The 20,965-nt window shown below is 67.9% G+C and carries 23 protein-coding genes; 14 read left to right on the forward strand and 9 right to left on the reverse strand.

What is annotated here, in order from left to right:
• Nucleotides 1–133 precede the first annotated feature (133 nt).
• The 4 genes from ACTIFS_RS03775 to ACTIFS_RS03790 all read left to right on the forward strand — a co-directional run bounded on the left by ACTIFS_RS03775 (nucleotide 134) and on the right by ACTIFS_RS03790 (nucleotide 2,546).
• Entirely contained in the window at nucleotides 134–541 is a 408-nt protein-coding gene (locus ACTIFS_RS03775) for an NADH:ubiquinone oxidoreductase subunit NDUFA12 (protein WP_439572707.1), read from the forward strand.
• 142 nt (nucleotides 542–683) lie between these two features.
• The gene (locus ACTIFS_RS03780) at nucleotides 684–1,409 is read left to right on the forward strand and encodes a DUF2155 domain-containing protein (protein WP_439572708.1); all 726 of its coding nucleotides are present in this window, start codon (nucleotides 684–686) and stop codon (nucleotides 1,407–1,409) included.
• Between the two features lie 15 nt (nucleotides 1,410–1,424).
• Nucleotides 1,425–1,853, forward strand: a complete 429-nt coding sequence (locus ACTIFS_RS03785) for a copper chaperone PCu(A)C (RefSeq protein ID WP_439572709.1) — start codon at nucleotides 1,425–1,427, stop codon at nucleotides 1,851–1,853.
• Between the two features lie 30 nt (nucleotides 1,854–1,883).
• Complete coding sequence (locus tag ACTIFS_RS03790) at nucleotides 1,884–2,546, forward strand: flavin reductase family protein (protein WP_439572710.1); 663 nt, start codon at nucleotides 1,884–1,886, stop codon at nucleotides 2,544–2,546.
• Here ACTIFS_RS03790 and ACTIFS_RS03795 read toward each other — a convergent pair.
• The gene (locus tag ACTIFS_RS03795; RefSeq protein ID WP_439572711.1) at nucleotides 2,519–5,806 is read right to left on the reverse strand and encodes a PAS-domain containing protein; all 3,288 of its coding nucleotides are present in this window, start codon (nucleotides 5,804–5,806) and stop codon (nucleotides 2,519–2,521) included. The two genes, ACTIFS_RS03790 and ACTIFS_RS03795, sit on opposite strands and share 28 nt — an antisense overlap.
• A 221-nt stretch (nucleotides 5,807–6,027) precedes the next feature.
• Between ACTIFS_RS03795 and ACTIFS_RS03800 the strand changes: the two genes are divergently transcribed.
• Complete coding sequence (locus ACTIFS_RS03800) at nucleotides 6,028–6,963, forward strand: MBL fold metallo-hydrolase (RefSeq protein WP_439572712.1); 936 nt, start codon at nucleotides 6,028–6,030, stop codon at nucleotides 6,961–6,963.
• A 1-nt stretch (nucleotide 6,964) separates the two neighbouring features.
• Here ACTIFS_RS03800 and ACTIFS_RS03805 read toward each other — a convergent pair whose 3' ends face one another.
• From ACTIFS_RS03805 to ACTIFS_RS03815, 3 genes are read right to left on the reverse strand one after another with little or no spacing between them, the layout of a single operon-like run.
• Nucleotides 6,965–8,077 carry a YeeE/YedE family protein gene (locus ACTIFS_RS03805; protein ID WP_439572713.1) on the reverse strand — a complete coding sequence of 371 codons (1,113 nt, stop codon included), beginning with the start codon at nucleotides 8,075–8,077 and terminating at the stop codon, nucleotides 6,965–6,967.
• 33 nt (nucleotides 8,078–8,110) lie between these two features.
• Nucleotides 8,111–8,485 carry a metalloregulator ArsR/SmtB family transcription factor gene (locus tag ACTIFS_RS03810; protein ID WP_439572714.1) on the reverse strand — a complete coding sequence of 125 codons (375 nt, stop codon included), beginning with the start codon at nucleotides 8,483–8,485 and terminating at the stop codon, nucleotides 8,111–8,113.
• A complete protein-coding gene (locus tag ACTIFS_RS03815) occupies nucleotides 8,485–9,009 on the reverse strand; it encodes a thioredoxin family protein (RefSeq protein ID WP_439572715.1) in 525 nt (174 codons plus the stop codon). The genes ACTIFS_RS03810 and ACTIFS_RS03815 overlap by 1 nt, the downstream gene beginning before the upstream one ends.
• On the opposite strand from ACTIFS_RS03815, the gene ACTIFS_RS03820 reads away from it, so the two are divergent.
• The gene (locus tag ACTIFS_RS03820) at nucleotides 9,008–9,733 is read left to right on the forward strand and encodes a cytochrome c biogenesis CcdA family protein (RefSeq protein ID WP_439573036.1); all 726 of its coding nucleotides are present in this window, start codon (nucleotides 9,008–9,010) and stop codon (nucleotides 9,731–9,733) included. The genes ACTIFS_RS03815 and ACTIFS_RS03820 overlap by 2 nt on opposite strands.
• A 27-nt stretch (nucleotides 9,734–9,760) precedes the next feature.
• Here ACTIFS_RS03820 and soxX read toward each other — a convergent pair whose 3' ends face one another.
• The gene (soxX, locus tag ACTIFS_RS03825) at nucleotides 9,761–10,378 is read right to left on the reverse strand and encodes a sulfur oxidation c-type cytochrome SoxX (protein WP_439572716.1); all 618 of its coding nucleotides are present in this window, start codon (nucleotides 10,376–10,378) and stop codon (nucleotides 9,761–9,763) included.
• Nucleotides 10,379–10,388: 10 nt separating this feature from the next.
• The gene (gene soxA / locus ACTIFS_RS03830) at nucleotides 10,389–11,153 is read right to left on the reverse strand and encodes a sulfur oxidation c-type cytochrome SoxA (RefSeq protein WP_439573037.1); all 765 of its coding nucleotides are present in this window, start codon (nucleotides 11,151–11,153) and stop codon (nucleotides 10,389–10,391) included.
• 267 nt (nucleotides 11,154–11,420) lie between these two features.
• Here soxA and soxY point away from each other — a divergent pair, with 267 nt between their 5' ends.
• The 8 genes from soxY (at nucleotide 11,421) to ACTIFS_RS03870 (ending at nucleotide 18,295) form a co-directional block, all read left to right on the forward strand.
• Nucleotides 11,421–11,885 (forward strand): thiosulfate oxidation carrier protein SoxY, encoded by a 465-nt coding sequence (gene soxY, locus ACTIFS_RS03835; protein ID WP_439572717.1) that lies wholly within the window; start codon nucleotides 11,421–11,423, stop codon nucleotides 11,883–11,885.
• A 23-nt stretch (nucleotides 11,886–11,908) separates the two neighbouring features.
• Nucleotides 11,909–12,238, forward strand: a complete 330-nt coding sequence (soxZ, locus tag ACTIFS_RS03840) for a thiosulfate oxidation carrier complex protein SoxZ (RefSeq protein ID WP_439572718.1) — start codon at nucleotides 11,909–11,911, stop codon at nucleotides 12,236–12,238.
• Nucleotides 12,239–12,295: 57 nt separating this feature from the next.
• Nucleotides 12,296–13,993 carry a thiosulfohydrolase SoxB gene (gene soxB, locus ACTIFS_RS03845; protein ID WP_439572719.1) on the forward strand — a complete coding sequence of 566 codons (1,698 nt, stop codon included), beginning with the start codon at nucleotides 12,296–12,298 and terminating at the stop codon, nucleotides 13,991–13,993.
• 26 nt (nucleotides 13,994–14,019) lie between these two features.
• A complete protein-coding gene (gene soxC / locus ACTIFS_RS03850; RefSeq protein ID WP_439572720.1) occupies nucleotides 14,020–15,324 on the forward strand; it encodes a sulfite dehydrogenase in 1,305 nt (434 codons plus the stop codon).
• On the forward strand, nucleotides 15,308–16,036 hold the full coding sequence (locus ACTIFS_RS03855; protein WP_439572721.1) for a c-type cytochrome: 729 nt from the start codon (nucleotides 15,308–15,310) through the stop codon (nucleotides 16,034–16,036). The genes soxC and ACTIFS_RS03855 overlap by 17 nt, the downstream gene beginning before the upstream one ends.
• The gene (locus ACTIFS_RS03860; protein WP_439572722.1) at nucleotides 16,033–16,368 is read left to right on the forward strand and encodes a c-type cytochrome; all 336 of its coding nucleotides are present in this window, start codon (nucleotides 16,033–16,035) and stop codon (nucleotides 16,366–16,368) included. Before ACTIFS_RS03855 ends, ACTIFS_RS03860 begins: the two co-directional genes overlap by 4 nt.
• 86 nt (nucleotides 16,369–16,454) lie before the next feature.
• On the forward strand, nucleotides 16,455–17,729 hold the full coding sequence (locus ACTIFS_RS03865) for an FCSD flavin-binding domain-containing protein (protein WP_439572723.1): 1,275 nt from the start codon (nucleotides 16,455–16,457) through the stop codon (nucleotides 17,727–17,729).
• A gap of 134 nt (nucleotides 17,730–17,863) precedes the next feature.
• Nucleotides 17,864–18,295 carry a c-type cytochrome gene (locus ACTIFS_RS03870; protein WP_439572724.1) on the forward strand — a complete coding sequence of 144 codons (432 nt, stop codon included), beginning with the start codon at nucleotides 17,864–17,866 and terminating at the stop codon, nucleotides 18,293–18,295.
• Nucleotides 18,296–18,343: 48 nt separating this feature from the next.
• Here ACTIFS_RS03870 and ACTIFS_RS03875 read toward each other — a convergent pair whose 3' ends face one another.
• From ACTIFS_RS03875 to ACTIFS_RS03885, 3 genes are all read right to left on the reverse strand, one after another.
• The gene (locus tag ACTIFS_RS03875; RefSeq protein WP_439572725.1) at nucleotides 18,344–18,520 is read right to left on the reverse strand and encodes a YegP family protein; all 177 of its coding nucleotides are present in this window, start codon (nucleotides 18,518–18,520) and stop codon (nucleotides 18,344–18,346) included.
• A gap of 108 nt (nucleotides 18,521–18,628) precedes the next feature.
• Nucleotides 18,629–19,261 (reverse strand): TetR/AcrR family transcriptional regulator, encoded by a 633-nt coding sequence (locus tag ACTIFS_RS03880; RefSeq protein ID WP_439572726.1) that lies wholly within the window; start codon nucleotides 19,259–19,261, stop codon nucleotides 18,629–18,631.
• A gap of 1 nt (nucleotide 19,262) precedes the next feature.
• The gene (locus tag ACTIFS_RS03885) at nucleotides 19,263–20,903 is read right to left on the reverse strand and encodes a long-chain-fatty-acid--CoA ligase (protein ID WP_439572727.1); all 1,641 of its coding nucleotides are present in this window, start codon (nucleotides 20,901–20,903) and stop codon (nucleotides 19,263–19,265) included.
• Nucleotides 20,904–20,965 lie beyond the last annotated feature (62 nt).

The raw sequence follows: 20,965 nt of genomic DNA on the forward strand, positions 1-20,965 counted from the left end.
CCTCCATGGGGCGGCCGTTTCCTTTGGCCTCATAGCCTCGGCTCTCGCGCCGGAGTGACCGCGGGTCTGCGACACTGGACAACCGGCCCCCCCGGTGGCATGAACCGGCACCGGACAAGCGATCGGGCGGGCAATGAAGGCCTTCTTCCTCAAGTTCTTCACCTGGTGGAACAGCCAGACCTTCGGCACCCAGCTCACCATCTGGCGTGTCGGGGTGTTCGTCGGCGAGGACGAGTTCGGCAACCGCTATTACCGGTCGAAGTTTGCGAAGGACCCGGCCCTCGGCCACGAGCGCCGCTGGGTGGTCTATAGCGGCGTGGCCGAGGCCAGCGCCATCCCGCCGGGCTGGTGGGGCTGGATGCATCACCGCACCGCGACCCCGCCGACCGATCAGGCCTACCAGCCGCACGACTGGCAGCAGCCGCACCAGCCGAACATGACCGGCACGGCACTCGCCTACCGGCCGCCCGGATCCACGCTCAATCCCGGCCGGCGACCCGCGGTGACCGGCGACTATCAGGCCTGGACGCCCGGCAGCTGACAGGTCGTTCGTGCGGCGCCGGAGAGCCGGCTTGGTTCCGCCATTTTCAGCGTGTTAGTGCTCGCCTGTCGCGGGTTCTGGCACCCGCCGCACCCCGGATCGCGATCCGGGCCCCTGACGACACGAGACAGCGGGCAGTGCCTTGGCGATCCGACATTCTCTCCTGACCTTCCTCGGCGCTGCCGCTCTGGCCACGGCGCTTGCCGTCGTTGCCGGCCAGGACGCGGTGGCGCAGCTCCAACTCGGCCCGCCCGGTGCGCAGCCGCAGCGCCCCTCCGCCCCCGGTGTCCAGGCTCCGCGCCCGCCGGCCGCAGGGCCTGCCCAGACCGGGCCGCGCCCCCGTCCGCAGGCCCGCCCCGCCAGTCCCTCCGACCGGGCACCAAGCCAGCAGCCCGACGCGCCGCGCGACCGTCGTCAGGCCATGCCCGGCGAGACCGTGGCGCCGGCGCCGGACGAGACCGTGATCGCCCCGCCACGCCAGCGAATCACCAATCCCACGGCCGTGTTTTCCGGGCTCGACAAGATCACCGGCCGGATCATCGCCTTCGACGTGGCGATCGACGAGACCGTCCAGTTCGGCGCCCTGCAGGTCACGCCGCGCGCCTGCTACAGCCGGCCGCCGACCGAGACGCCCCAGACGATCACCTTCGTCGAGGTCGACGAGGTGACGCTTTCCGGCGAGGTCCGCCGCATCTATTCGGGCTGGATGTTCGCCGCGAGCCCCGGTCTCTCCGGCATCGAGCATCCCGTCTATGACGTCTGGCTGACCGACTGCAAGCAGACCGCCCCGGTCATTCCCGGGCAGGCCCAGAGCCAGCCGCAGGGCCGGGCGCCGGACACTGGCGCGACGACACCGCAGCGTCGCTGATCCGGAGTGCTGATCGTGACCCCGCGCCGCCTGTTGCTGGCCGCTCCACTTGTCCTTATCGCCGGCCGGGCGGAAGCCCATTCCTATCGTTTCGGCGAACTGATGATCGGTCATGCCTGGTGCGAGCCGTCCGACGGGCCGACCACCCGCGCCATGATGCCGCTCGCCGTCACCGGCAATCGGGGCGACACGCTGACCGGGGCATCGACGCCGGCGGCGGAAGCCGTGGAGCTTCGCCCCGATCCGCGCGGCCCGGCGGCCAGCCGCTGGGAGATCGCCGCGCGCCGCCCGGTCGCCATGCGTCCGGATGGCCCGCACCTCCTGCTCACCGGCCTGAAGCGGCCGCTGGTCCGGGGCGATCGCGTACCGCTCGACCTGCGGTTCGAGCGGTCCGGTATGCGGCAGGTGGAGCTCTGGGTTGAGCGGGCGCCCTATTCGGGTTGACCGGGCGCGGCCGTTCGGCCAACACGGCTCATGCGCTCCATCGATCTCTCGACCCTTCCCGACGACCGCGTCTACAAGATCCTCTGCTCGCTGGTCATTCCCCGGCCGATCGCGCTCGTCTCGACGCTCGGCCCCGGCGGCATCGTCAATGCCGCGCCGTTCTCCTTCTTCAACGTGTTCTCGGAGGCCCCGCCGCTGGTCGTGCTCGGGCTGCAGCACCGGCCGGACCATTCGCCCAAGGACACCACGCGCAACATTCAGGCGAGCGGGGAGTTCGTGGTCAATCTGGTCGACGAACCGCTGGCCGAGGCGATGAACATCTGCGCCACCGACTTTCCGCCGGAGACCTCGGAGCTGGAGGCGGTCGGACTGGCAACCGCCCCCTCGGTCCATGTCGCGCCGCCGCGGATTGTCGAGGCGCCGGCCGCGCTCGAATGCCGGCGCGAGCTGTCACTCAATTTCGGACCCCACCGCGAACTGCTGATCGGCCGGGTGCTGCATGTCCATGTCCGGCCCGAGGTGATGGATGCGGCGTTCAACGTCGACATGGCCGCCTATCGCCCGGTCGGCAGGCTGTTCGCCAATCTCTACGCCCATCAGAGCGAGGTCTTCGCCCTGGAACGACTGAGCCATGGCGAATGGCAGCGCCGCAGGTCGGACGCCCCTCAGGCGGCGCCGGTCGATCCGGCCTGAATGAAGGCGAGCGCATCGGCTTCGGTGCGGGGCGGGCTGATCAGATAGCCCTGCACCTCGGTGCAACCGCAGGCACGGATGATGGCCAGCTGTTCCTCGGCTTCTACGCCCTCGGCGGTGGTCGCGACCCCGATGCTGCTGCCGAGCCCGGCAATGGCGCGGATGATCGCCGCATTGTCCTTGCTCTGGTCGATGTCGGCGATGAACGAGCGGTCGATCTTGATCTTGTCGAACGGGAAGCTGCGCAGGTAGCTGAGCGAGGAATAGCCGACGCCGAAATCGTCCATCGCGATGCGGATGCCATGGTTGCGCAGGGCATGCAGCATGGCGATGGTGGCATCGTCGTTCTGAAGCAGCACCTGCTCGGTGATTTCCAGTTCCAGTCGGCGCGGGTCGAGCCCCGTCTCCTCCAGGATGGCCATGATCTGGGCGACGAGGCCGCGGTTCTTGAACTGGACGGGCGACAGGTTGACGGCGAGGCGCACCCCGGCCGGCCAGTGCCTCGCCGTCCGGCAGGCCTGTCGCAGGACCCAGGTCCCGAGCGTGTGAATCAGTCCGGTTTCCTCGGCAAGCGGCACGAACTCGGCGGGTGAGACTGGGCCTCGCTCGCGCTGGTTCCAGCGCAGCAGCGCCTCGAAACCGCGCAAGCTGCCTGACTGGGCGCAGACCTGCGGCTGGAACACCACGCGGAACTCGTCGCGCCCGAGGGCCTCGCGCAGGCTGAGCTCGAGCGCGCGGCGCGCCTCGATCCTGGCGCTCATGTCCGGCTCGAAGAAGCGGTACATGCCCCGTCCCTCGGATTTCGCCCGGTAGAGCGCGAGATCGGCGCATTTCATCAGGTGATCGGTTGCCATGCCGTCGCAGGGCGCCATGGCGATGCCGATGCTCAGCCCGGTGTTCAGGAGGTGGCCGTCGATCACGAAGGGCTCCGCCATCAGGCGCACGAGGCGGCGCGCCAGCACACCGGCCGCCTCCGCGGAGGTCGCAGGCAGGACGATGGCGAACTCGTCGCCGCCCAGCCGCGCGATCAGCCCGGTCGGCCCCACCGCCTCGCCGAGCCGTCCAGCAACCACCGTCAGCAACTGGTCGCCGACCGGATGGCCGAGTGTGTCGTTGACGCCCTTGAAATGGTCGAGGTCGAGGCAGAGCACCGCCAGCGGTTCGCCGGTCTCGGCAGAGCCTGCGAGCCAGTCCGACATGCGCTCGCGCAGCAGCACGCGGTTGGGCAGACCGGTCAGCGCGTCGTGATGGGCCATGTGCGCAATGTGCTGTTCCGCCTTGCGCCGCTCGGTGATGTCCTCGTGGACCGCCACCCAGCCGCCATGCGGCATCGGCTCGTAGACGACGCTGAACACCCGGCCATCGGCCAGCTGGCGCTGCGAGACGTAATCGCGCGCCCTCAGACGCTCGAAATAGCCCTCGACCAGATGCTCGGCCGTGACGTTGTTGTAGTTGCCCTGCGCCAGGCTGTGGCGGACGATCTCCATCATGGAGGTCCCCGGTCGCACGACGTCAGGCGACATCCGGTACATCTCGAGATAGCGCCGGTTGCAGACGATGAGATTGAGGTTCTCGTCCAGCATGACCAGGCCATGGGCCATGTTGTTGAGGGCGGCGTCAAAGCGGCGATGCTGCTCCCGCAGTTCGCCGGCCGCCCGCTCGCGCTCGGTGATGTCCTCGAAGGTGGCCACCCAGCCGCCCTCGGCCATGGCCCGCACGCGCACGGCAATCACCCGGCCATCGGCCAGATGGCGATGCACCACCGGTTCCTTGTTGTCGATCAGGCGCGAGACGAAATCGGCATGGACGGCCTCGGCATCGCGCCCCTCGCTGTGGACCCCGCGCGCGACCGAGTGCCTGATCAGCTCGATCATCGGGACGCCCGGGCGGGCGACCTGCGGGTCGAGGCCGTAGATTTCCAGATAGCGCCGGTTCATGACGATCACGCGGAAATCGGGGTCGAAAACGCACAGGCCCTGCGCCATGGCGTCGAGCGTGGCGTCCATCAGCACATTCTTCTCGCGCGCTTCGGCGATCGCCTCGGCCCGCTCGGCCTCGATGCGCCGCCGCTCGGTCACGTCCTCGAAAATGCCGATCCAGCCGCCATCGGCGAGTGGCCGGGTGGCCACCTCGATGATGCGCCCGTCGCCCAGCCGGGTGTCATAGAACTGGCTCTCGCCGCGGCTGATCGCGTCGATCCGTCGTTCGGTCAGCTGATCGGCGGTCATGCCCGGATAGAGACCGAGGCCAACGCCGTGGACGAAGATCTCGCGCAGCGTCACGCCCGGCTTGACCACGTCAGGGTCGGCCCGGAAGATCGAGACATAGCCGTCATTGCAGACGATCAGCCGCTGGCTGGCGTCGAACATGCACAGGCCGTTGCTCATGTTGTTGAGGGCGGCGTCGAAGCGCCGGTGCTGCTCGCGCAGGTCCAGACCCGCACGCTCGCGCGCCGTCACGTCCTCGCAGGTCACGACCCAGCCACTGCTCCCGACGGGCCGGCTGCGGGTGGAGATGTAGCGGCCATCGGCGAGCTGGCGGATGAAGTCGCGATGACCGCCATCGACCAGCCGCATCCGCGCGTCGCTATAGAGGTCGTCGAACGACTGCCCCTCGTACAGCCCGCGCTCCATGACGTGGTTGGTGAGTTCGACCAGCGACATGCCGGGCCGCACGGCATTCGCATCGAGCCCGAGCACCTCGGTATATTGCGGGTTGCACACCACCAGCCGCTCGTCCGGGCCGAACATGGCGAGGCCGTGCGACATGCTGCCGATCACCTGGCCGAGCAGGGTGGCCTGCGCCTGCAACTCGTCCTGCAGGCGGACTGGCGCGGTGACGTCCTCGTGGGTGGCGACCCAGCGGCCGCCTGGCGCTGGCCGGTAGTGAACGTCGATCACCGCACCGTTGGCGCGGTGCTGATACAGCTGGAAGGGTCGGCCAGTGGCGAGCAGGGCCTGACGGTCGCACCAGACCTTCTCGATGGTCTGGTACCCATGGGTGCCACGGACCACGCCCATGGCGAGCACGTCGTAGAGGTGCATGCCGATGTGAACGATGCCATCCGGCACGTCGAAAACTTCGAGGAAGCGCCGGTTGAACAGTTCGAGTCGCAGGTCCGGCCCATAGACGCACAGGCCGTGGGCGACCGAATCGAGGATCACCTCGTGCAGTTCCAGCCGCGTCGGTGCGCGGCCGGGCAAGCTGCGGTCGTCGCTTGCCCCCGTCTCCTGCAATCGCATGGCCGTCGCCTGGACCATCGGTGTCGATGTCGCCCCGTTGAGAAGACAATTGATAAGAGGAATAGAACGCCGATGAGAACGTCAGGTTAAATGCCGTGGTTTACAGGCAGTGACCACTGAGCCCTGCAACAGGCGGCCGGCTGTTGACGGTTTCCGGTCTTCCCCATGGACAGCATCGGCCTGATAGACTTCAGGCATCACGAGCCGTCCCACCCGGGGACGTGACCAGGGAGACGACAATGGACAGGATCTTCGGGGGAACGACGCGGCGTGCCGCGCTTGCCGGCGGGGCTGCCTTGGCCGTGGCGGCGCTGGCGCCTCGCCCGGCCGCAGCCCAGTTCCTCGCGCGGGCAGCCCGGCCGACGGGCGAACTCGGCATCCTCTCGGATGGCGGCCTGACGCTGCCTCTCTCGGCGGTCGCCCGCGGCGTTCCCGAGGCCACGCTTTCGACGCTGCTGGCCGAGGCCGGCCATTCCGGCCCGACGATCCAGTCCAGTCTGAACGTGCCGTTGCTGAAGCGCGGCAGCGAGGTGATCCTGTTCGACTGCGGCGCCGGGCCCAATTTCATGGCAACGGCCGGCAAGCTGCCCGCCGCCATGACCGCGGCGGGGATCGACCCTGCAAGTGTCGGCCATGTGCTGCTGACCCATGCCCATCCGGACCATCTGTGGGGCGCCATCGATGATTTCGACGCCCCTGCCTATGCCAATGCGACCTATCACCTGCCGCAGGGCGAGTGGGACTTCTGGATGGATCCCGGCATTTTCGGCCGCTTGCCTGAAACCCAGCACGCTTTCGCTGCCGGGGCCCAGCGCATTCTCAAGCTGATCGAACCGCAGTTGAAGCGTTTCCGGCCGGGCGAGGAGCCAGTCTCCGGCATTGCGGCCATCGGCACCCCCGGCCACACGCCGGGCCATGTCTCGTTCGAGGTGCGCGCTGGCGGCGATCCTTTCGTGGTGACCGGCGATGCGATCACCCATCCTGTCGTATCGTTCCAGCGGCCGGACTGGGCAGGCGGCTTCGACCGGGACGGCGAACAGGCCGTTGCAAGCCGCCGGAGGCTGCTCGACCGGCTGGTCACGGACCGGCTGCTGCTCTCGGCCTATCACCTTCCCGGCGGCGGCCTTGGCCGCGCCGAGAAGAGCGGCACGGCCTTCCGGTTCGTACCGGCCTGATCTATTCGGCCGCCGAGCGCTGCCCGTCGCCGTCGCGGCGGGCGATCGCCCGCAGCCAGTCGAGGAACGAGCCCTCGACCAGCACCGCGATGCCGATCCGGGCGCCAAGTACCATGCCGGCCACCGTGAACGGCCAGGTCACGGCCATGAGCGAGCCGGCGCTCAGGCCCTGGCCGATGGTGCAACCGCCGGCCAGCACGCCGCCAACGCCCATCAGGGCGGCTCCGGACAGGTGCCGGCGCATCTCGTGATGGTCGTCGAAAGCCTCCCAGCGGAATTCGCGCGCGGCCATGGCGGCCACGGCCGCGCCGATGACCACGCCGGCGACGCACATCACGCCGAAGTCGATCAGGCCCGCCTCGCCGATCATCAGCCCGTAGAGGCCGCGGGCGACAGGCGCGACGAAGGTCAGGCTCTGCACCCTGACCGAGGTCTCGAAGGGATCGGCCAGCGGCCCGGTGACGGCCCAGCCCGCGGTGACGCACAGGCCGAGCCCGATCGCCGCCGCGAGCAGCCGGGGAGAGCGCATCAGCCGCTCGTCGCGCACGGCCAGCACACAGAAGATCACGGCTGTGGCCAGCACCAGCGCGAAGCCGGCGGCGGGCGTCGATACGGCGCCGGCCAGCGCCGTCCAGGACGATGGCGCACCGAACGGCATGGGCAGGGCCAGCTTCTCGATCCAGTCGATCCGGGGGCCGGCAAGAACGCCGCGCAGCGCCGCATAGGCCAGCGCACCGAAGACCAGCAGGGCAACCAGGCTGCGCAGATCACCGGTGCCGAGCCGCACCAGCGAGCCGAAGGCGCAGGTGCCGACCAGGGCCATGTCGAGGCCGAACATCAACGCCCCGACAAAGGCGCCGGGAATCGCGACCTGCGGCGGAACATAGGAGGTCTGGGCCGGGTCGAACCCGGCAAAGGTGACGAGAGCCTGCGTGCCGACGAGCGCAACCGCCAGGGCGAGGCCGAAGGCCCGCATGCGCCGCCAGTTGCCGCCGGCAAGCGCGTCCTCGATCGCCCCGAACGTGCACAGGCGCGCACGCTGGACGAGGAACCCGGCGATCACACCGACCGCAAGCCCCGTCATGCCGACGGCCAGGGCCGGCAATCCGGTCATGTTTCCTCCCGAGGGGCCGGAGCGGCCCCGTCTTCACGTGGCGGTCTTGGAGCCGCCCTCGCAGAAGATGTCGTAGATGACGCCGATGACCCGCCGGACATTCTCGTTGGCGAGGCTGTAATAGACGGTCTTGCCGTCGCGCCGCGTGGTCACCAGACCATCGAATCGCAGCCGCGCGAGCTGCTGCGACACGGTCGGCTGGCGCAGCGACAGGATGTTCTCGAGTTCGCCGACGGAGCGCTCCTTCTCGGCGATCAGGCAGAGCAGAAGCAGACGGCTCTCGTGGCTGAGCGCTTTGAGGAAGTCGCTCGCCTCGCGCGCGCGGCGCATCAGCTGTTCGAGATCGGCAGAATATTCGTCGCCCGATCTCAGTTCGTCCTCGATGGATTTCGACACGATCGCCGACATCAGCCAGACCTTCCTGACCGGATGGCGCCCTGGCGCGCAGGACCGGTCGATTTGCGGAACTCTTCGATCATTCGGGAATAGAGCCCCCAGAACGTCGCCGCATCCATATAGCCGACAATCCTGCCGATTTCGCGACCCTCATGCACAAGCACGAAGGTCGGCGTGAACCGGACGGGCAGGGCAAGCGCGAGACCTGCCGGCTGGCCGCGGTCGAGGTCCAGCCGCCGGAGCGGTGCCAGCTGTCCCTCCTCGCTGTTCGGATAGGCCGGTCCGACCTCGCGCAGCCAGCGCGCGCACCAGGGGCAGCCGGCCCTCTCGAACATCAGCAATTCGGCCGCCGCGGCGGGGGCGGCGAGGAACGGCGGAGCTGCGATCGCCATCACGACGAGCGCAGCCAGCGTCGCGGCAAGTCTGCCCCGCGCCAGCCGCGAGAACCTTCCGAAACTCGGCGTGACATATTCCATCGCGCGAATATAGTCGCTTTCGCAGTGTTTCGCCAGCGGGGTGAGCCTCGTGCTCGACATGACTTTTGCCGGGGCCTTCGTCGGTGGGCTTGCCTCGTTCTTCTCGCCCTGCATCCTGCCGCTGACGCCGGCCTATCTCGGCTTCCTGACCGGTTCGACCTACGACCAGATCGCTGGCGGGGTGGCCGAAGCGGGTCTCAGGCGGCGGCTGGTCGTCCGGTCGCTGGCCTTCGTCCTCGGCTTCTCGGTGGTGTTCATCCTCCTGGGAGCCACCGCCTCGGCGCTCGGCCAGGCCTTTTCCCATGCCTTCGACTGGCTGGCCGTGGTGGCCGGCCTTGCCATCGCCGTTCTGGGCCTGCATCTCACCGGCCTCGTCACCATTCCGATCCTCGCGCGCGAGGCGCGCGCCGGGATGGAACGCCGCCCGGCCGGTCTTGCCGGAGCCTTCGGCATCGGGCTCGCCTTCGGCTTCGGCTGGGCACCCTGCGTCGGTCCGGTGCTCGCTGCCATCCTGCTGATGGCGGCGCGGACCGACACGCTGGGGCAGGGCATCGCGCTGCTTGCCGCCTACGCCGCCGGCATGGGGCTGCCCTTCATCGTGGCCGCCGCCTTTGCCGGTCCCTTCCTGTCCTGGATGGCGCGGGTCCGGCACCGGCTCGCCACGATCCAGACGGTCACGGGCTGGGCCATGGTGGTGACGGGCCTGCTGATCGCGAGCGGCCAGATGCCGCGCATCGGCGGCTGGCTTGTCGAGATCGTGCCGCTCTTCGGGCGCGTCGGCTGAAGGCCCGAAGAGGAAGGCCCGATCCGCCTACTGGTTCACCGGCGAGGTCCGGTCGAACAGATAGGCCATCACGTCCTTGATCTGGTCGATGGACAACACGCCCGATGACCCGAACCGCGGCATGTTCGAACAGGCGACCACTGCCTGCGAATTGTAGATCTTGATATAGGTCTGCCGGATGACCTCCGGATCATAGTTCCGGTCGCGGCCGTAGGCGGCAAGGCTTGGCCCCAGCGTGCCGTAGCTGACCTCCTTCGGGTCCATCTGGTGGCAGGCGAAGCAATTGCCGCCGGCAACGGTTCCCGCCGGATCGGAGAACTGCCCGCCGCGCCCATTGTTGGCGACCCGGAAGCCGCGCTGCCAGTCGCCGAGGAACTGGCCGTCCGCCGGCATCTGCACGCGCGCCTGCTCGCGTGCCTGGATGGCATCGGCCTCGGCGGCCGAGACCTGGTTGCGCCGCTCGGTGCAGGTACGCTGCGTCTCGTCGAGACGGGCGCGCGCCTGCCATTCGGGCGACACACGGTGGAACATGGCCTGCATCACCGCATCGACCTTTGCAGGGTCGGCGGCGGGCCGGTCCTGTGCGGTGACGGAGGTGGCGGCAAGGAGCAGCGCGAGTGCTGCCGTCAGTCGGATCGTGTTCATGGCGGCCACCTCAGCGCTTGATGGACGGGACATTGATCTCGCCGCCCGCCGCCTGCTGGTTGAGGAACATGGTGAGGGCAGTCAGTCCGTCGGAGGCATAGGCGGGCTCCGGCCAGCGCTGCTGGCGGAAACAGTCCCAGAGCCTGTGCTGCATGGTGCGCAAGGCGCTCTGCGAGACCCGGTAGGTCGGCCAGGACCCCATCGTCTCCTGGGCCTGCTTGCCCGGCGCCGAGAAGTCCGGAAGGCCCTGCAGGCGGATGCGCTTGCCAGGTTCCGCGTGGCAGGTGGCGCAGGAGAAGTCCATCACGCCGGCGCGGCGGAAGAACATGGCCTCGCCGATCGCCAGCATCTCACGCTCGCGCGCATGGCCGGTCTGCGGCTGGATCGGCATGCCGTTCGACTTGTTGGCGATGAAGGCGACGAGATCCTCCATGTCCGAGGCCCGGCCGGGACCCGAAAAGCGCCGGCGAATCACGTCGGCGGTGTCGAGCCCCTGGATCTTCTCCATGCACCACAGCAGGCGCTGTTCCAGATCCATCACCCGATCGGCATCGGCGAAGAAGCGCGGCAGTTTTGCGAAGGCGCCTTCCAGCTTGCCCGGTCCTTCCCCGAGGTCGCATGTCTCCAGCGACACGTTCCGGGTGCCGCGCGCCTGCGCCCACAGCACCTCGCCGCGATCCACGGCCAGATAGCCGGGATTGGCCATCGGATCGTTGATCATCGCGCGATAACGTTCGATTTCCCGTTCGCTCTCGTCCTGACTAGACTGTGCCATGGCAAGCGTCGCGGCCGTTCCCACCGCGAGCGATGTCACCAAGGCGAGCATCCACCGTGCCCGGCTCATGCGTGTTCTCCCTGTCTGACGTTCCGTCGGCCTCTGTCGGGCCGATCCGGCATGCACGAACCCCGAGAACCTTTCGCTCGCCTCAGGGCTTTACATTCAAAAAAAACAATATCACGATATGTCGAAGCGTGCAGCCTCGTCGCTGTGCAGTCAAGACGTTCACTGGAACGCATCCAAGGAAACCCGAAGGAGACCCCCATGCCGGGTGATTCCCCGCACAAGACACGACGCGAGGCCCTGCACCTCGCCATGATCGCGGCCGCAGCCGCCATCATTGCCCCCCATACCGCTCTCGCCGACGCCAAGGCGGTCGAGGCGGAACTGAAGAAGCTCTACGGCGACAAGCCGATGGCCGAGGGCCGCATCCGGCTCGACGTGCCGCAGATCGCCGAGAACGGCCTCGTCGTGCCGATCAGCGTCGATGTCGAGAGCCCGATGACCGAGGCCGACCACGTCAAGGCCGTCCACGTCTATGCCGACGGCAACCCGCTGCCCGGTGTCGTGACATTCCGGTTCTCGCCACTCGCCGGCAAGGCCATGGCGTCGACGCGCATGCGCCTCGCCCAGACCCAGAACATCGTCTGCGTCGCCGAGATGTCGGACGGCAAACTCTTCACCGCGAAAGCCGAGGTCAAGGTGACCATCGGCGGCTGCGGCGGCTGACCCGGGACAGGGAGGACATCATCATGGCAACCCGACCCACACCCCGCGTTCGCGTTCCCGGCAACATCAAGGCCGGTGACATCGTCGAAGTGAAGACCCTGATCTCGCACGAGATGGAGAGCGGCCAGCGCCGCGCTGCCGACGGCAAGCCTATCCCGCGGAAGATCATCAACCGCTTCACGGCGACCTTCAACGGCAAGCCCGTCTTCGAGGCAGACTGGCAGCCGGCGATCTCCGCCAATCCCTACCAGTCGTTCTTCTTCAAGCCGACCGAGAATGGCGAGCTGAAGATGACCTGGCGGGACGATGACGGCGCGGAATACACCACGACATCGCGCGTCACGGTGAGCTGACCGGCTGATGCCGGGCCGCAACCGGCCCGGCCACCGCTTCGAGACAGGATTGGTATGATGATCTCGCGCAGGCAATTCCTGCAGGCGACGGCGGCTGCGCACGCGCTGGTGACAGCCGGCGGGCTCGGTCCGCTCGGGCGCGTTGCCGCCCAGCAGCGCCTGACCCAGGCCGACATCCTCCGGTTCGACCGGCCGGGCGACGTGACGATCCTGCACGTCACCGACATTCATGCCCAGCTCGTGCCGCTCCATTTCCGCGAACCCTCGGTCAATCTCGGCGTCGGCGAGGCGCGGGGCAAGCTGCCGCATCTGACCGATGCCGCCTTCCGCGAGGCGTTCCGCATCGCCGCCGGCACGCCCGCGGCCCATGCCCTGACCAGCGAGGATTTCGCCGCGCTGGCGCGCAGCTATGGCCGGATGGGCGGCCTCGACCGCATCGCCACGCTGGTCAAGGCCGTGCGTGCCGAGCGCGGAGAGGACCGCGTCCTGCTGCTCGACGGCGGTGACACCTGGCAGGGCTCCTGGTCGGCGCTGCAGACGAGGGGCCAGGACATGGTCGAGGCCATGTCGGCCCTGAAGGTCGACGCCATGACCTCCCACTGGGAGTTCACGCTCGGTGCCGATCGCGTGAAGGAGATCGTCGACACGGCACCCTTCGCCTTCCTCGCCCAGAACGTGCGCAGCCTGGAATGGCAGGAGCCGGTCTTCGAGGCCGTGAAGACCTTCGAGAAGGGTGGAGCGAAGGTCGCGGTGATCGGGCAGGCCCTGCCGCGCACTGGCATCGCAAATCCGCGCTGGATGTTCCCGGACTGGGAGTTCGGCATCCGCGAGACGGAGTTGCAGAAACAGGTGGAGGATGCCCGCGCCGGCGGTGCCGACGTGGTCGTGCTGCTCTCCCACAACGGCTATGACGTCGATGCCAAGCTTGCCGGCCGCGTCAGGGGGATCGACTTCATCCTGACGGCCCATACCCACGACGCCATGCCCGGCGTCGTCCGGGTCGGCGACACGGCACTGGTCGCGTCAGGCTCGCACGGAAAGTTCCTTTCGCGCATCGACCTCGACATCAGGAACCGCAAGGTTGCCGGCCTGCGCTTCAGGCTCATGCCGGTCTTCTCCGACGCCATCGCGCCGGATCCGGATATCGCCGCGCTGGTGGAGCGCGTGCGTGCGCCGTTCAAGGCGGACCTGTCGCGCGAACTCGGACGCGCGGAGAGCCTTCTCTACCGGCGTGGCAATTTCAACGGCACGTTCGACGACCTCATCTGCGAGGCCATGCTGGCCGAGCGGGACGCGGAGATCGCGCTATCGCCCGGTTTCCGCTGGGGCGCCTCGCTGCTGCCGGGCGAACCCATCACCTTCGAGGCGGTCGCCAACGCCACCGCGATCACCTATCCGGCCTGCTACCGCATGCAGATGGCGGGCAGGCAGCTGAAATCGGTGCTGGAGGACGTGGCCGACAACATCTTCCACCCCGATCCCTACTTCCAGGGCGGCGGCGACATGGTGCGCGTCGGCGGCGTCGGCTTCTCCATCGACATCTCGGCCCCCATGGGCCGCCGCATCTCGGACCTCACGTTCCTGAAGACCGGAAGCCCCATCGAGGCGGACCGCTCCTATGTCGTCGCCGGCTGGGCCAGCGTCAACGAGGGCACGCAGGGGCCGCCCATCTGGGAGGTCGTCAGCCGCCATGTCGAGCGGGTGAAGACCGTCAGGATCGAACCCAACAGCGCCGTGAAAGTGACCGGGGCATGAGCGAACGCTTGGCTGAGGAGGCTGCCATGACCGATAGGGACGACAAGGCCAGGCGCATGGAAGCCTTGGCAAGGCTGGACCGCCGCGGCTTTCTCGCCGGCTCGGCACTCGGCGCGGCAGGCCTTGCCGCAGGTGCAACCGGTGCCCGTGCCGCGCCGCCCGCAACGCCGGATCCTCTCATCACCGAGATCCAGGACTGGAACCGTTTCCTTGGCGACGGCGTGCAGGCGCGGCCCTATGGCAAGCCCTCGCAGTTCGAGAAGCATGTCGTCCGGCGCGACGTGGAATGGCTCACCGCCAGCCGCGAATCCTCGGTCAACTTCACGCCGCTTCATGCGATCGACGGGATCATCACCCCGTCTGGCCTGTGCTTCGAGCGGCATCATTCGGGCATTGCCGAGATCGACCCGGCCAAGCATCGGCTGATGATCAACGGCCTCGTCGACAAGCCCCTGGTCTTCACGGTCGACGATCTCAAGCGCTTCCCCGGTCGGGTGAACCGCGCCTATTTCCTCGAATGTGCCGCCAATTCCGGCATGGAATGGCGAGGCGCGCAGCTCAATGGCTGTCAGTACACCCACGGCATGGTCCACAATGTCTGGTACACGGGCATTCCGCTGAAGACCCTGCTCGACGAGGCAGGCATCAGGACCAATGCCCGCTGGCTGCTCGGCGAGGGTGCCGACGCTTCCGCCATGACCCGTTCCATCCCGCTCGACAAGGCGCTGCAGGACTGCATCGTCGCCTGGGGCATGAACGGAGAGATGCTGCGGCCCGAACAGGGCTATCCGCTGCGCCTGGTCGTGCCCGGGTGGGAAGGCAACATGTGGATCAAGTGGCTGCGCCGCATCGAGGTCGGCGACCAGCCCTGGCACCACCGCGAGGAGACGTCGAAATACACCGATCTGATGGCGGACGGCCGCTCGCGCCGCTTCACCTACATCATGGATGCCAAGTCGGTGGTGACCAATCCTTCGCCGCAGGCGCCCCTCAGGCACAAGGGGCCGAACGTCCTGTCCGGCCTCGCCTGGTCCGGCCGCGGCACGATCCGGCGGGTCGACGTCTCGCTCGACGGCGGCAACAACTGGCAGGCCGCCCGGATAGACGGGCCGGTCCTGCCGATGTCGCTCACCCGCTTCTACGTCGATTTCGACTGGAACGGGCAGGAACTGATGATCCAGTCCCGCGCGATCGACGAGACCGGCTATGTCCAGCCGACCAAGGACGAGCTGCGGGCGGTGCGCGGCGTCAATTCCATCTACCACAACAACGGCATCCAGACCTGGCTGGTGCGCCCGAACGGGGAGACCGAGAATGTCGAGATCGGGTAAGGCGCTTGCCGCGGCCTTTGCCGGCACCGTCATCATCGCCGCCGGCATCGGCATGGCCGGGCTGGCTTCGGCCCAGCAGCCCGCGCCGCAACCGTCCGCTGCCCCGGCTCCGGCTCCGGCTCCGGCCCGCGCCGGGCTCGGGCGCGAGGCCCATCCCGACGAGGTCGCGGCCTGGTCGATCGCCGTCCGTCCGGACGGGCAGGGGCTGCCGCCCGGCCGCGGCACCGTCAAGCAGGGCGAGGAGCTCTATCAGACCCAGTGTGCCGTCTGTCACGGCGAGTTCGGCGAGGGGGCCGGCCGCTGGCCGGTCCTGGCCGGCGGGCGCGGGACGCTCACCGGCGAGGGACCGGAAAAGACCGTCGGCTCGTTCTGGCCCTATCTGTCCACCGTCTTCGACTATGTTCGCCGCACCATGCCCTATGGCAATGCGCGGTCCTTGTCGGACGATGACGTCTATGCGCTGACGGCCTATCTTCTCCATCTGAACGACGTGGTGCCGGAGACGTTCGAACTGACCCGGGAGAATTTCGCGGGCGTCCGCCTGCCGAATGCCGAGGGCTTCTTCGACGACGACCGGCAGACCAGCGAGCGCCAGTTCTGGGGACGGGAGCCCTGCATGAGCAATTGCCGATCCACCCCCGCGAGGGTTACCGGGCGCGCCCGCGTCATTGACGTGACGCCGGAGGGGTCGACCGGGCCGAGGATCGAATGAGCGCGCGCCCCCGATCCCCCGCCGCGGGCGCCATTCTCGGCCTTGCCGCCGGCCTGATGCTGCCGGGCGCCGTCGCCGCCCAGTCGGGCGACCGGGCGCTTGGCGAATATCTGTCGGCGGACTGTGTCACCTGCCATCAGATCAGCGGCCGCCAGACCGCCGGTGTGCCCGCCATCGTGGGGCTGCCGGAGGATGCGTTCGTCGCGCTGATGAACAGCTACAAGCGCAGGGAGCGGGACAACCAGATGATGCAGACCATGGCGGCGCGCCTTTCCGAGGAAGAAATTGCTGCGTTGGCCGCCTATTTTGGAAGCCTTCGTCCGCAGCCTTAGGGCATCCTGCGGCTTTCGGGCGGAGCCGCCGTCGGCCACAGACGCCGATGACGTCAACGAGAAGAGAAGAGTGGAGGAGCAAGGCCATGAGGATCGATCGCAGACATTTTCTTGCGGGTGCAGGTGCCCTCGCATCGTCGGGCCTGTTCGCCCCCGCAGTTCTCGGTCAGGCGAAGCCGCGCGTGGTCATCGTCGGCGGCGGACCGGGCGGCGTGACCGCGGCCAAATACATCGCCAAGGACAGCGCGGGCGCGCTCGATGTGGTGCTGGTGGAGCCGCAGCGGCAGTTCACCACCTGCTTCCACTCCAATCTCTATCTCGGCGGGTTCCGCTCCTTCGACTCGATCACCCACGGCTATGACCGGGTGTCCTCGGCCCATGGCTTCCGGATGAACCACCAGATGGCCAGCCGGGTCGACCGGGAGAAGAAGGAGGTGCTGCTCGCCGACGGTTCGCGCCTCGGCTACGAGCGGCTCATCCTGTCGCCGGGCATCGACCTGAAATACGATTCCGTCCCCGGCTGGGGCCGCGAGCACGAGGAGACGATGCCCCATGCCTGGCGGGCCGGGCCGCAGACCCAGCTCCTGAAGGCGCGGCTGGACGCCGTTCCGGACGGCGGCGTCATCGTCATGATCGCCCCGCCCAATCCCTATCGCTGCCCGCCCGGTCCCTACGAGCGCGTCTCGATGATGGCCCATGCGCTGAAGCGGGCCGGCAAGACGCGCTCCAAGATCGTGGTGCTCGACCCGAAGGAGAGCTTCTCAAAGCAGGGCCTGTTCCAGGAGGGCTGGGAAAAGCATTATCCCGGCATGGTCGAATGGATCGGTCCCAAGATCCATGACGGCATCAAGTCGGTCGATCCGAAGACCAACACGGTGGTCACCGGCTTCGAGACCTATGCCAATGCCGCGCTGGTCAACGTCATTCCCGCCCAGATGGCAGGCGCCATCGCCCGCGATGCCGGCCTCGCCAATGCCTCGGGCTTCTGCCCGATCGACCCGGCGAGCATGAAGTCGGCCAGCGATCCGAACATCTATGTGCTCGGCGATGCCACGATTGCCGGCGACATGCCGAAATCCGGTTTCTCGGCCAACAGCCAGGCCAAGGTCGCGGCGCTGATGGTGCGCGGCGAACTGGCCAACGCGCGCACCTTCCCGGCGCGCTATTCCAACACCTGCTGGAGCCTGATCCAGACCGACGATACCGTGAAGGTCGGCGGTCGCTACGAAGCCAAGGACGGCAAGATCACGGCCGTGGAGACGTTCATCTCCAAGACTGGCGAAAGCGCCGACCTGCGCAAGCAGACCCAGGAAGAGAACATGGGCTGGTATGCCGGCATCGTCGCCGACATGTTCACCTGACCCCTGGCATTCACGCCGGAGCGGCTGTGGTAGAACACGGCCGTTCCCCCTTGCGGATGCGGGTGGCAGCCAATGCCGCCCGCGCCGGGGCCCTCGCGGGGGCTCCGCTCGATACGAGGACTGAAGGACCGATCATGCGCATCGCCATTGCCGCCGCCCTGCTGGCGACCCTTGCCACAGCTCCCGCCTTTTCGCAGACGCCTGCACCCGCACCTGCTGCCCCGGCGGCCGGCGATGCCGCGGCCGGCGAACGTATCTATGCCCAGTGCCGGGCCTGCCATCAGGTCGGCCCGACCGCGCGCAACACGGTCGGCCCGCAGCTCAACGGGCTGTTCGGCCGCAAGGCCGGCTCCGTACAGGGCTTCAACTATTCGCCCGCCTACCAGCGGCCGGAAGTTGCCAGCAAGGTCTGGGACGAGGCGAACTTCGCCGTCTATATCCGCGATCCCCGCTCGGTCACGCCAGGAACGCGCATGGTGTTCCAGGGCCTGCGCAGCGACACGCAGATCGCCAACCTGACGGCCTATCTGCGCCAGTTCAATGCCGAGGGCCAGCGCAGCCAGTAAGGCGCCGGCAGGTGGCCGGACCCTGTCCGGGACCGGCCATGCCTGCCCTCATTCCTTCTCCTCGACTGCCGCGCCGGCGGCATTCTTCTTGATCGATTCGATGGCGCTCTTGGCCGATGCCTTGGCCTTGTAGCCCTCCGAGCCGAACATGATCTCGCCGTTCGGCGCCTTGAAGCGGAACCGGTACTCGCCGGCCTTGTCCTTGTAGACTTCAAATTTGTACATCAGCCTCTCCACCCGCTGCCCCTCCGGCAGCCGGAGAACCGTGCTGATGATTCGTGGTTCTGACAACTGTCTCCGCCACGGCAGCGAAGAGTTCTCCTGGCGGGGGCCTCAAGGCGTCCTGTAGCCGCCCAGCACCTGTTCGACGATCTCGTCGGCAAGCCGCTCGCGATGGGCCCGCGTCTCCCCGTCGCGCGGCGTGTACCAGATCGCCACCCAGTTGATGGCGCCGAGGATGGTGCGCATGGCGAGCGAGGGGTCCAGCGGCCGCAGCGAGCCGTCGTCCCGGCCGGCGGCGAAGATGCGCCGGAACGAATCCTCATAGCCGCGACGCAGGTCCATGAGGTCCTCCAGAACCATCCGGTGTTCCTCCCCGGCCTTGCCGAAGCGGTAGAGGTCGACGCCGAGGGAGAGGCTGCGCTGGAACGGCTGGCTCTCCATCATGCAGAGGACATGGGCGCGCGCCATGCGTGCCAGACGGTCCGCGGCCGTGCCCGGGCCCTTCTCGTGCGTTCCAGCCTCGCGCATCAGGATGGCGATTGCGCGGCGGAACACCTCGAAGAACAGCTCCGGCTTGGAGCGGAAATGGTGATAGACGCGCCCCTTGGTCGCGCCCAGCGCCTCGGCCACGTCGTCCATCGACGTCGTCGCATAGCCCTGGCGCATGAAGCATTCGGCCGCCGCCGCCAGAACCTCCTCGCGCCGGTCGGTCAGCGTCGCTTCCTGCGCGGCCATCACCGCCATGTCAGGACGCATCCGGCAGCGGATGCTCGGCGAACTGCTTGCGCAGGGTGAGCTTCGACACCTTGCCCGTGGCAGTCAGCGGCAACTGGTCGACGAAGACGATGTCGTCGGGAAGCTGCCATCGGGCGATGGCCTTTTCCAGCGTCGCCAGCAGGTCCGCCTTCGTCGGGTCGGCGCCGGGTGCCTTGACCGCAACCATCAGCGGCCGCTCCTGCCATTTGGGATGCGGCACGCCGATGACTGCACAGGCCGCAATGCCCGGATGGGCGAGCGCGGCATTTTCCACGTCGATCGAGGAGATCCATTCACCGCCGGACTTCACCAGATCCTTGGTGCGATCGACGATGATCAGATAGCCATCCGGCGTGATCTTCGCGACGTCACCGGTGCCGAACCAGCCCTCGGCATCGAAGGCCTTCGCGCTGGCCTCCGCGTTCTCGAAATAGCCGGAGATGATGCCGGGACCGCGCACGAACAGCTCGCCCGAGGCCTCGCCGTCATGCGGCAGCCGTCGGCCCTCCTCGTCGACGATCTTCAGTTCCACGCCGAACATGCGCCGGCCCTGCCGCGCCTTGAGGTCGATCCGCTCCTGCAGGTCCTTTCCGCGATCCCTGGTGGCGAGAACGCCCAGCGTGCCGACCGGGCTCATCTCGGTCATGCCCCAGCCATGAACGACCCCGACATCCATCTGCTCGAAGGCCTCGATCATGGCGCGCGGCGCGGCCGATCCGCCGATGATCACCTCGCCGAGTGCCGAGGGCTTCCTGCCGCGTTTCTGGATCTCCTGCAGGAGGCCCATCCACACCGTCGGAACGCCCCAGGAGGAGAAGACCTGCTCCGATTCCAGCAGGTCGTAGAGGTTCGGGCCGTCGAGCTTCACGCCGGGCATGATGAGGTTCAGCCCGACGATCGGGGCCGTGTAGGGCAGGCCCCAGGCGTTCACATGGAACAGCGGCACCACCGGCAGGATAGTCCGGCCGGTCGTCAGTCCCGGCATGCCGGAGGTCAGCGTGAAGAGTGCGTGCAGCATGACCGAGCGCTGCGAATAGAGCGCGCCCTTGGGCTCGCCGGTCGTGCCCGACGTGTAGCAGAGCGAGACCGCGGCGTTCTCGTCGATGCGCGGCCAGGAGAAGCTGGCAGGCTGGCCGGCGAGCAGGTCCTCATAGCTGAGCACCCCGTCGAGACCCTCGCCGGTCGGCAGGTGCGCGCGGTCGCACATGGCGACATAAACCATGTCCTTCGGCCAGTGGGCCCGCATCTTCGCCACGAGCGGAGCGAGGTTGATGTCGAAGAACAGCACGCGGTCGCTGGCGTGGTTGACGATATAGACCAACTGCTCCGGGAACAGGCGGGGATTGATAGTGTGGCAGACCGCGCCGATGCCGCCGATCGCATAATAGAGCTCGACATGCCGGTAGCCGTTCCAGGCCAGCGTCGCGACCCGGTCGCCCTCGCGCACGCCGAGGGCCTTCAGCGCATGGGCCAGCTGGCAGACCCGCGGCAGGGTTTCGGCAAAGGTCGTGCGGTGCAGCCCGCCCTCGATGGTCGCCGAGACGATCCGGGTATCAGGATGCATCTCCGCGCCATATTCGATCGCCGCCGACACGTTCAGCGGGGTGTCCATCATCAGTCCGCGCAGCATCGCGGTATCCTCCCACACGGGCACCGTTCAGCCGGTGTCCTTGACCTTGTCCCTGTCCGGAA

The organism is Phreatobacter sp. (genome assembly GCF_051860605.1).
GTDB lineage: Bacteria > Pseudomonadota > Alphaproteobacteria > Rhizobiales > Phreatobacteraceae > Phreatobacter.

Excerpts from the sequence above, each read along its gene's own strand:
- ACTIFS_RS03795 (WP_439572711.1), bottom strand. The coding sequence starts at position 5,806 with ATGGTCCAGGCGACGGCCATGCGATTGCAGGAGACGGGGGCAAGCGAC.
- soxZ (WP_439572718.1), top strand. The coding sequence starts at position 11,909 with ATGGCAACCCGACCCACACCCCGCGTTCGCGTTCCCGGCAACATCAAG.
- ACTIFS_RS03875 (WP_439572725.1), bottom strand. The coding sequence starts at position 18,520 with ATGTACAAATTTGAAGTCTACAAGGACAAGGCCGGCGAGTACCGGTTC.
- ACTIFS_RS03860 (WP_439572722.1), top strand. The coding sequence starts at position 16,033 with ATGAGCGCGCGCCCCCGATCCCCCGCCGCGGGCGCCATTCTCGGCCTT.
- ACTIFS_RS03885 (WP_439572727.1), bottom strand. The coding sequence starts at position 20,903 with ATGCTGCGCGGACTGATGATGGACACCCCGCTGAACGTGTCGGCGGCG.
- soxA (WP_439573037.1), bottom strand. The coding sequence starts at position 11,153 with ATGGCACAGTCTAGTCAGGACGAGAGCGAACGGGAAATCGAACGTTAT.
- ACTIFS_RS03775 (WP_439572707.1), top strand. The coding sequence starts at position 134 with ATGAAGGCCTTCTTCCTCAAGTTCTTCACCTGGTGGAACAGCCAGACC.
- soxB (WP_439572719.1), top strand. The coding sequence starts at position 12,296 with ATGATCTCGCGCAGGCAATTCCTGCAGGCGACGGCGGCTGCGCACGCG.
- ACTIFS_RS03805 (WP_439572713.1), bottom strand. The coding sequence starts at position 8,077 with ATGACCGGATTGCCGGCCCTGGCCGTCGGCATGACGGGGCTTGCGGTC.
- ACTIFS_RS03865 (WP_439572723.1), top strand. The coding sequence starts at position 16,455 with ATGAGGATCGATCGCAGACATTTTCTTGCGGGTGCAGGTGCCCTCGCA.
- ACTIFS_RS03880 (WP_439572726.1), bottom strand. The coding sequence starts at position 19,261 with ATGGCGGTGATGGCCGCGCAGGAAGCGACGCTGACCGACCGGCGCGAG.
- soxC (WP_439572720.1), top strand. The coding sequence starts at position 14,020 with ATGACCGATAGGGACGACAAGGCCAGGCGCATGGAAGCCTTGGCAAGG.
- ACTIFS_RS03870 (WP_439572724.1), top strand. The coding sequence starts at position 17,864 with ATGCGCATCGCCATTGCCGCCGCCCTGCTGGCGACCCTTGCCACAGCT.
- ACTIFS_RS03800 (WP_439572712.1), top strand. The coding sequence starts at position 6,028 with ATGGACAGGATCTTCGGGGGAACGACGCGGCGTGCCGCGCTTGCCGGC.
- ACTIFS_RS03790 (WP_439572710.1), top strand. The coding sequence starts at position 1,884 with ATGCGCTCCATCGATCTCTCGACCCTTCCCGACGACCGCGTCTACAAG.
- soxX (WP_439572716.1), bottom strand. The coding sequence starts at position 10,378 with ATGAACACGATCCGACTGACGGCAGCACTCGCGCTGCTCCTTGCCGCC.
- ACTIFS_RS03810 (WP_439572714.1), bottom strand. The coding sequence starts at position 8,485 with ATGTCGGCGATCGTGTCGAAATCCATCGAGGACGAACTGAGATCGGGC.
- ACTIFS_RS03855 (WP_439572721.1), top strand. The coding sequence starts at position 15,308 with ATGTCGAGATCGGGTAAGGCGCTTGCCGCGGCCTTTGCCGGCACCGTC.
- ACTIFS_RS03820 (WP_439573036.1), top strand. The coding sequence starts at position 9,008 with ATGACTTTTGCCGGGGCCTTCGTCGGTGGGCTTGCCTCGTTCTTCTCG.
- ACTIFS_RS03815 (WP_439572715.1), bottom strand. The coding sequence starts at position 9,009 with ATGTCGAGCACGAGGCTCACCCCGCTGGCGAAACACTGCGAAAGCGAC.
- soxY (WP_439572717.1), top strand. The coding sequence starts at position 11,421 with ATGCCGGGTGATTCCCCGCACAAGACACGACGCGAGGCCCTGCACCTC.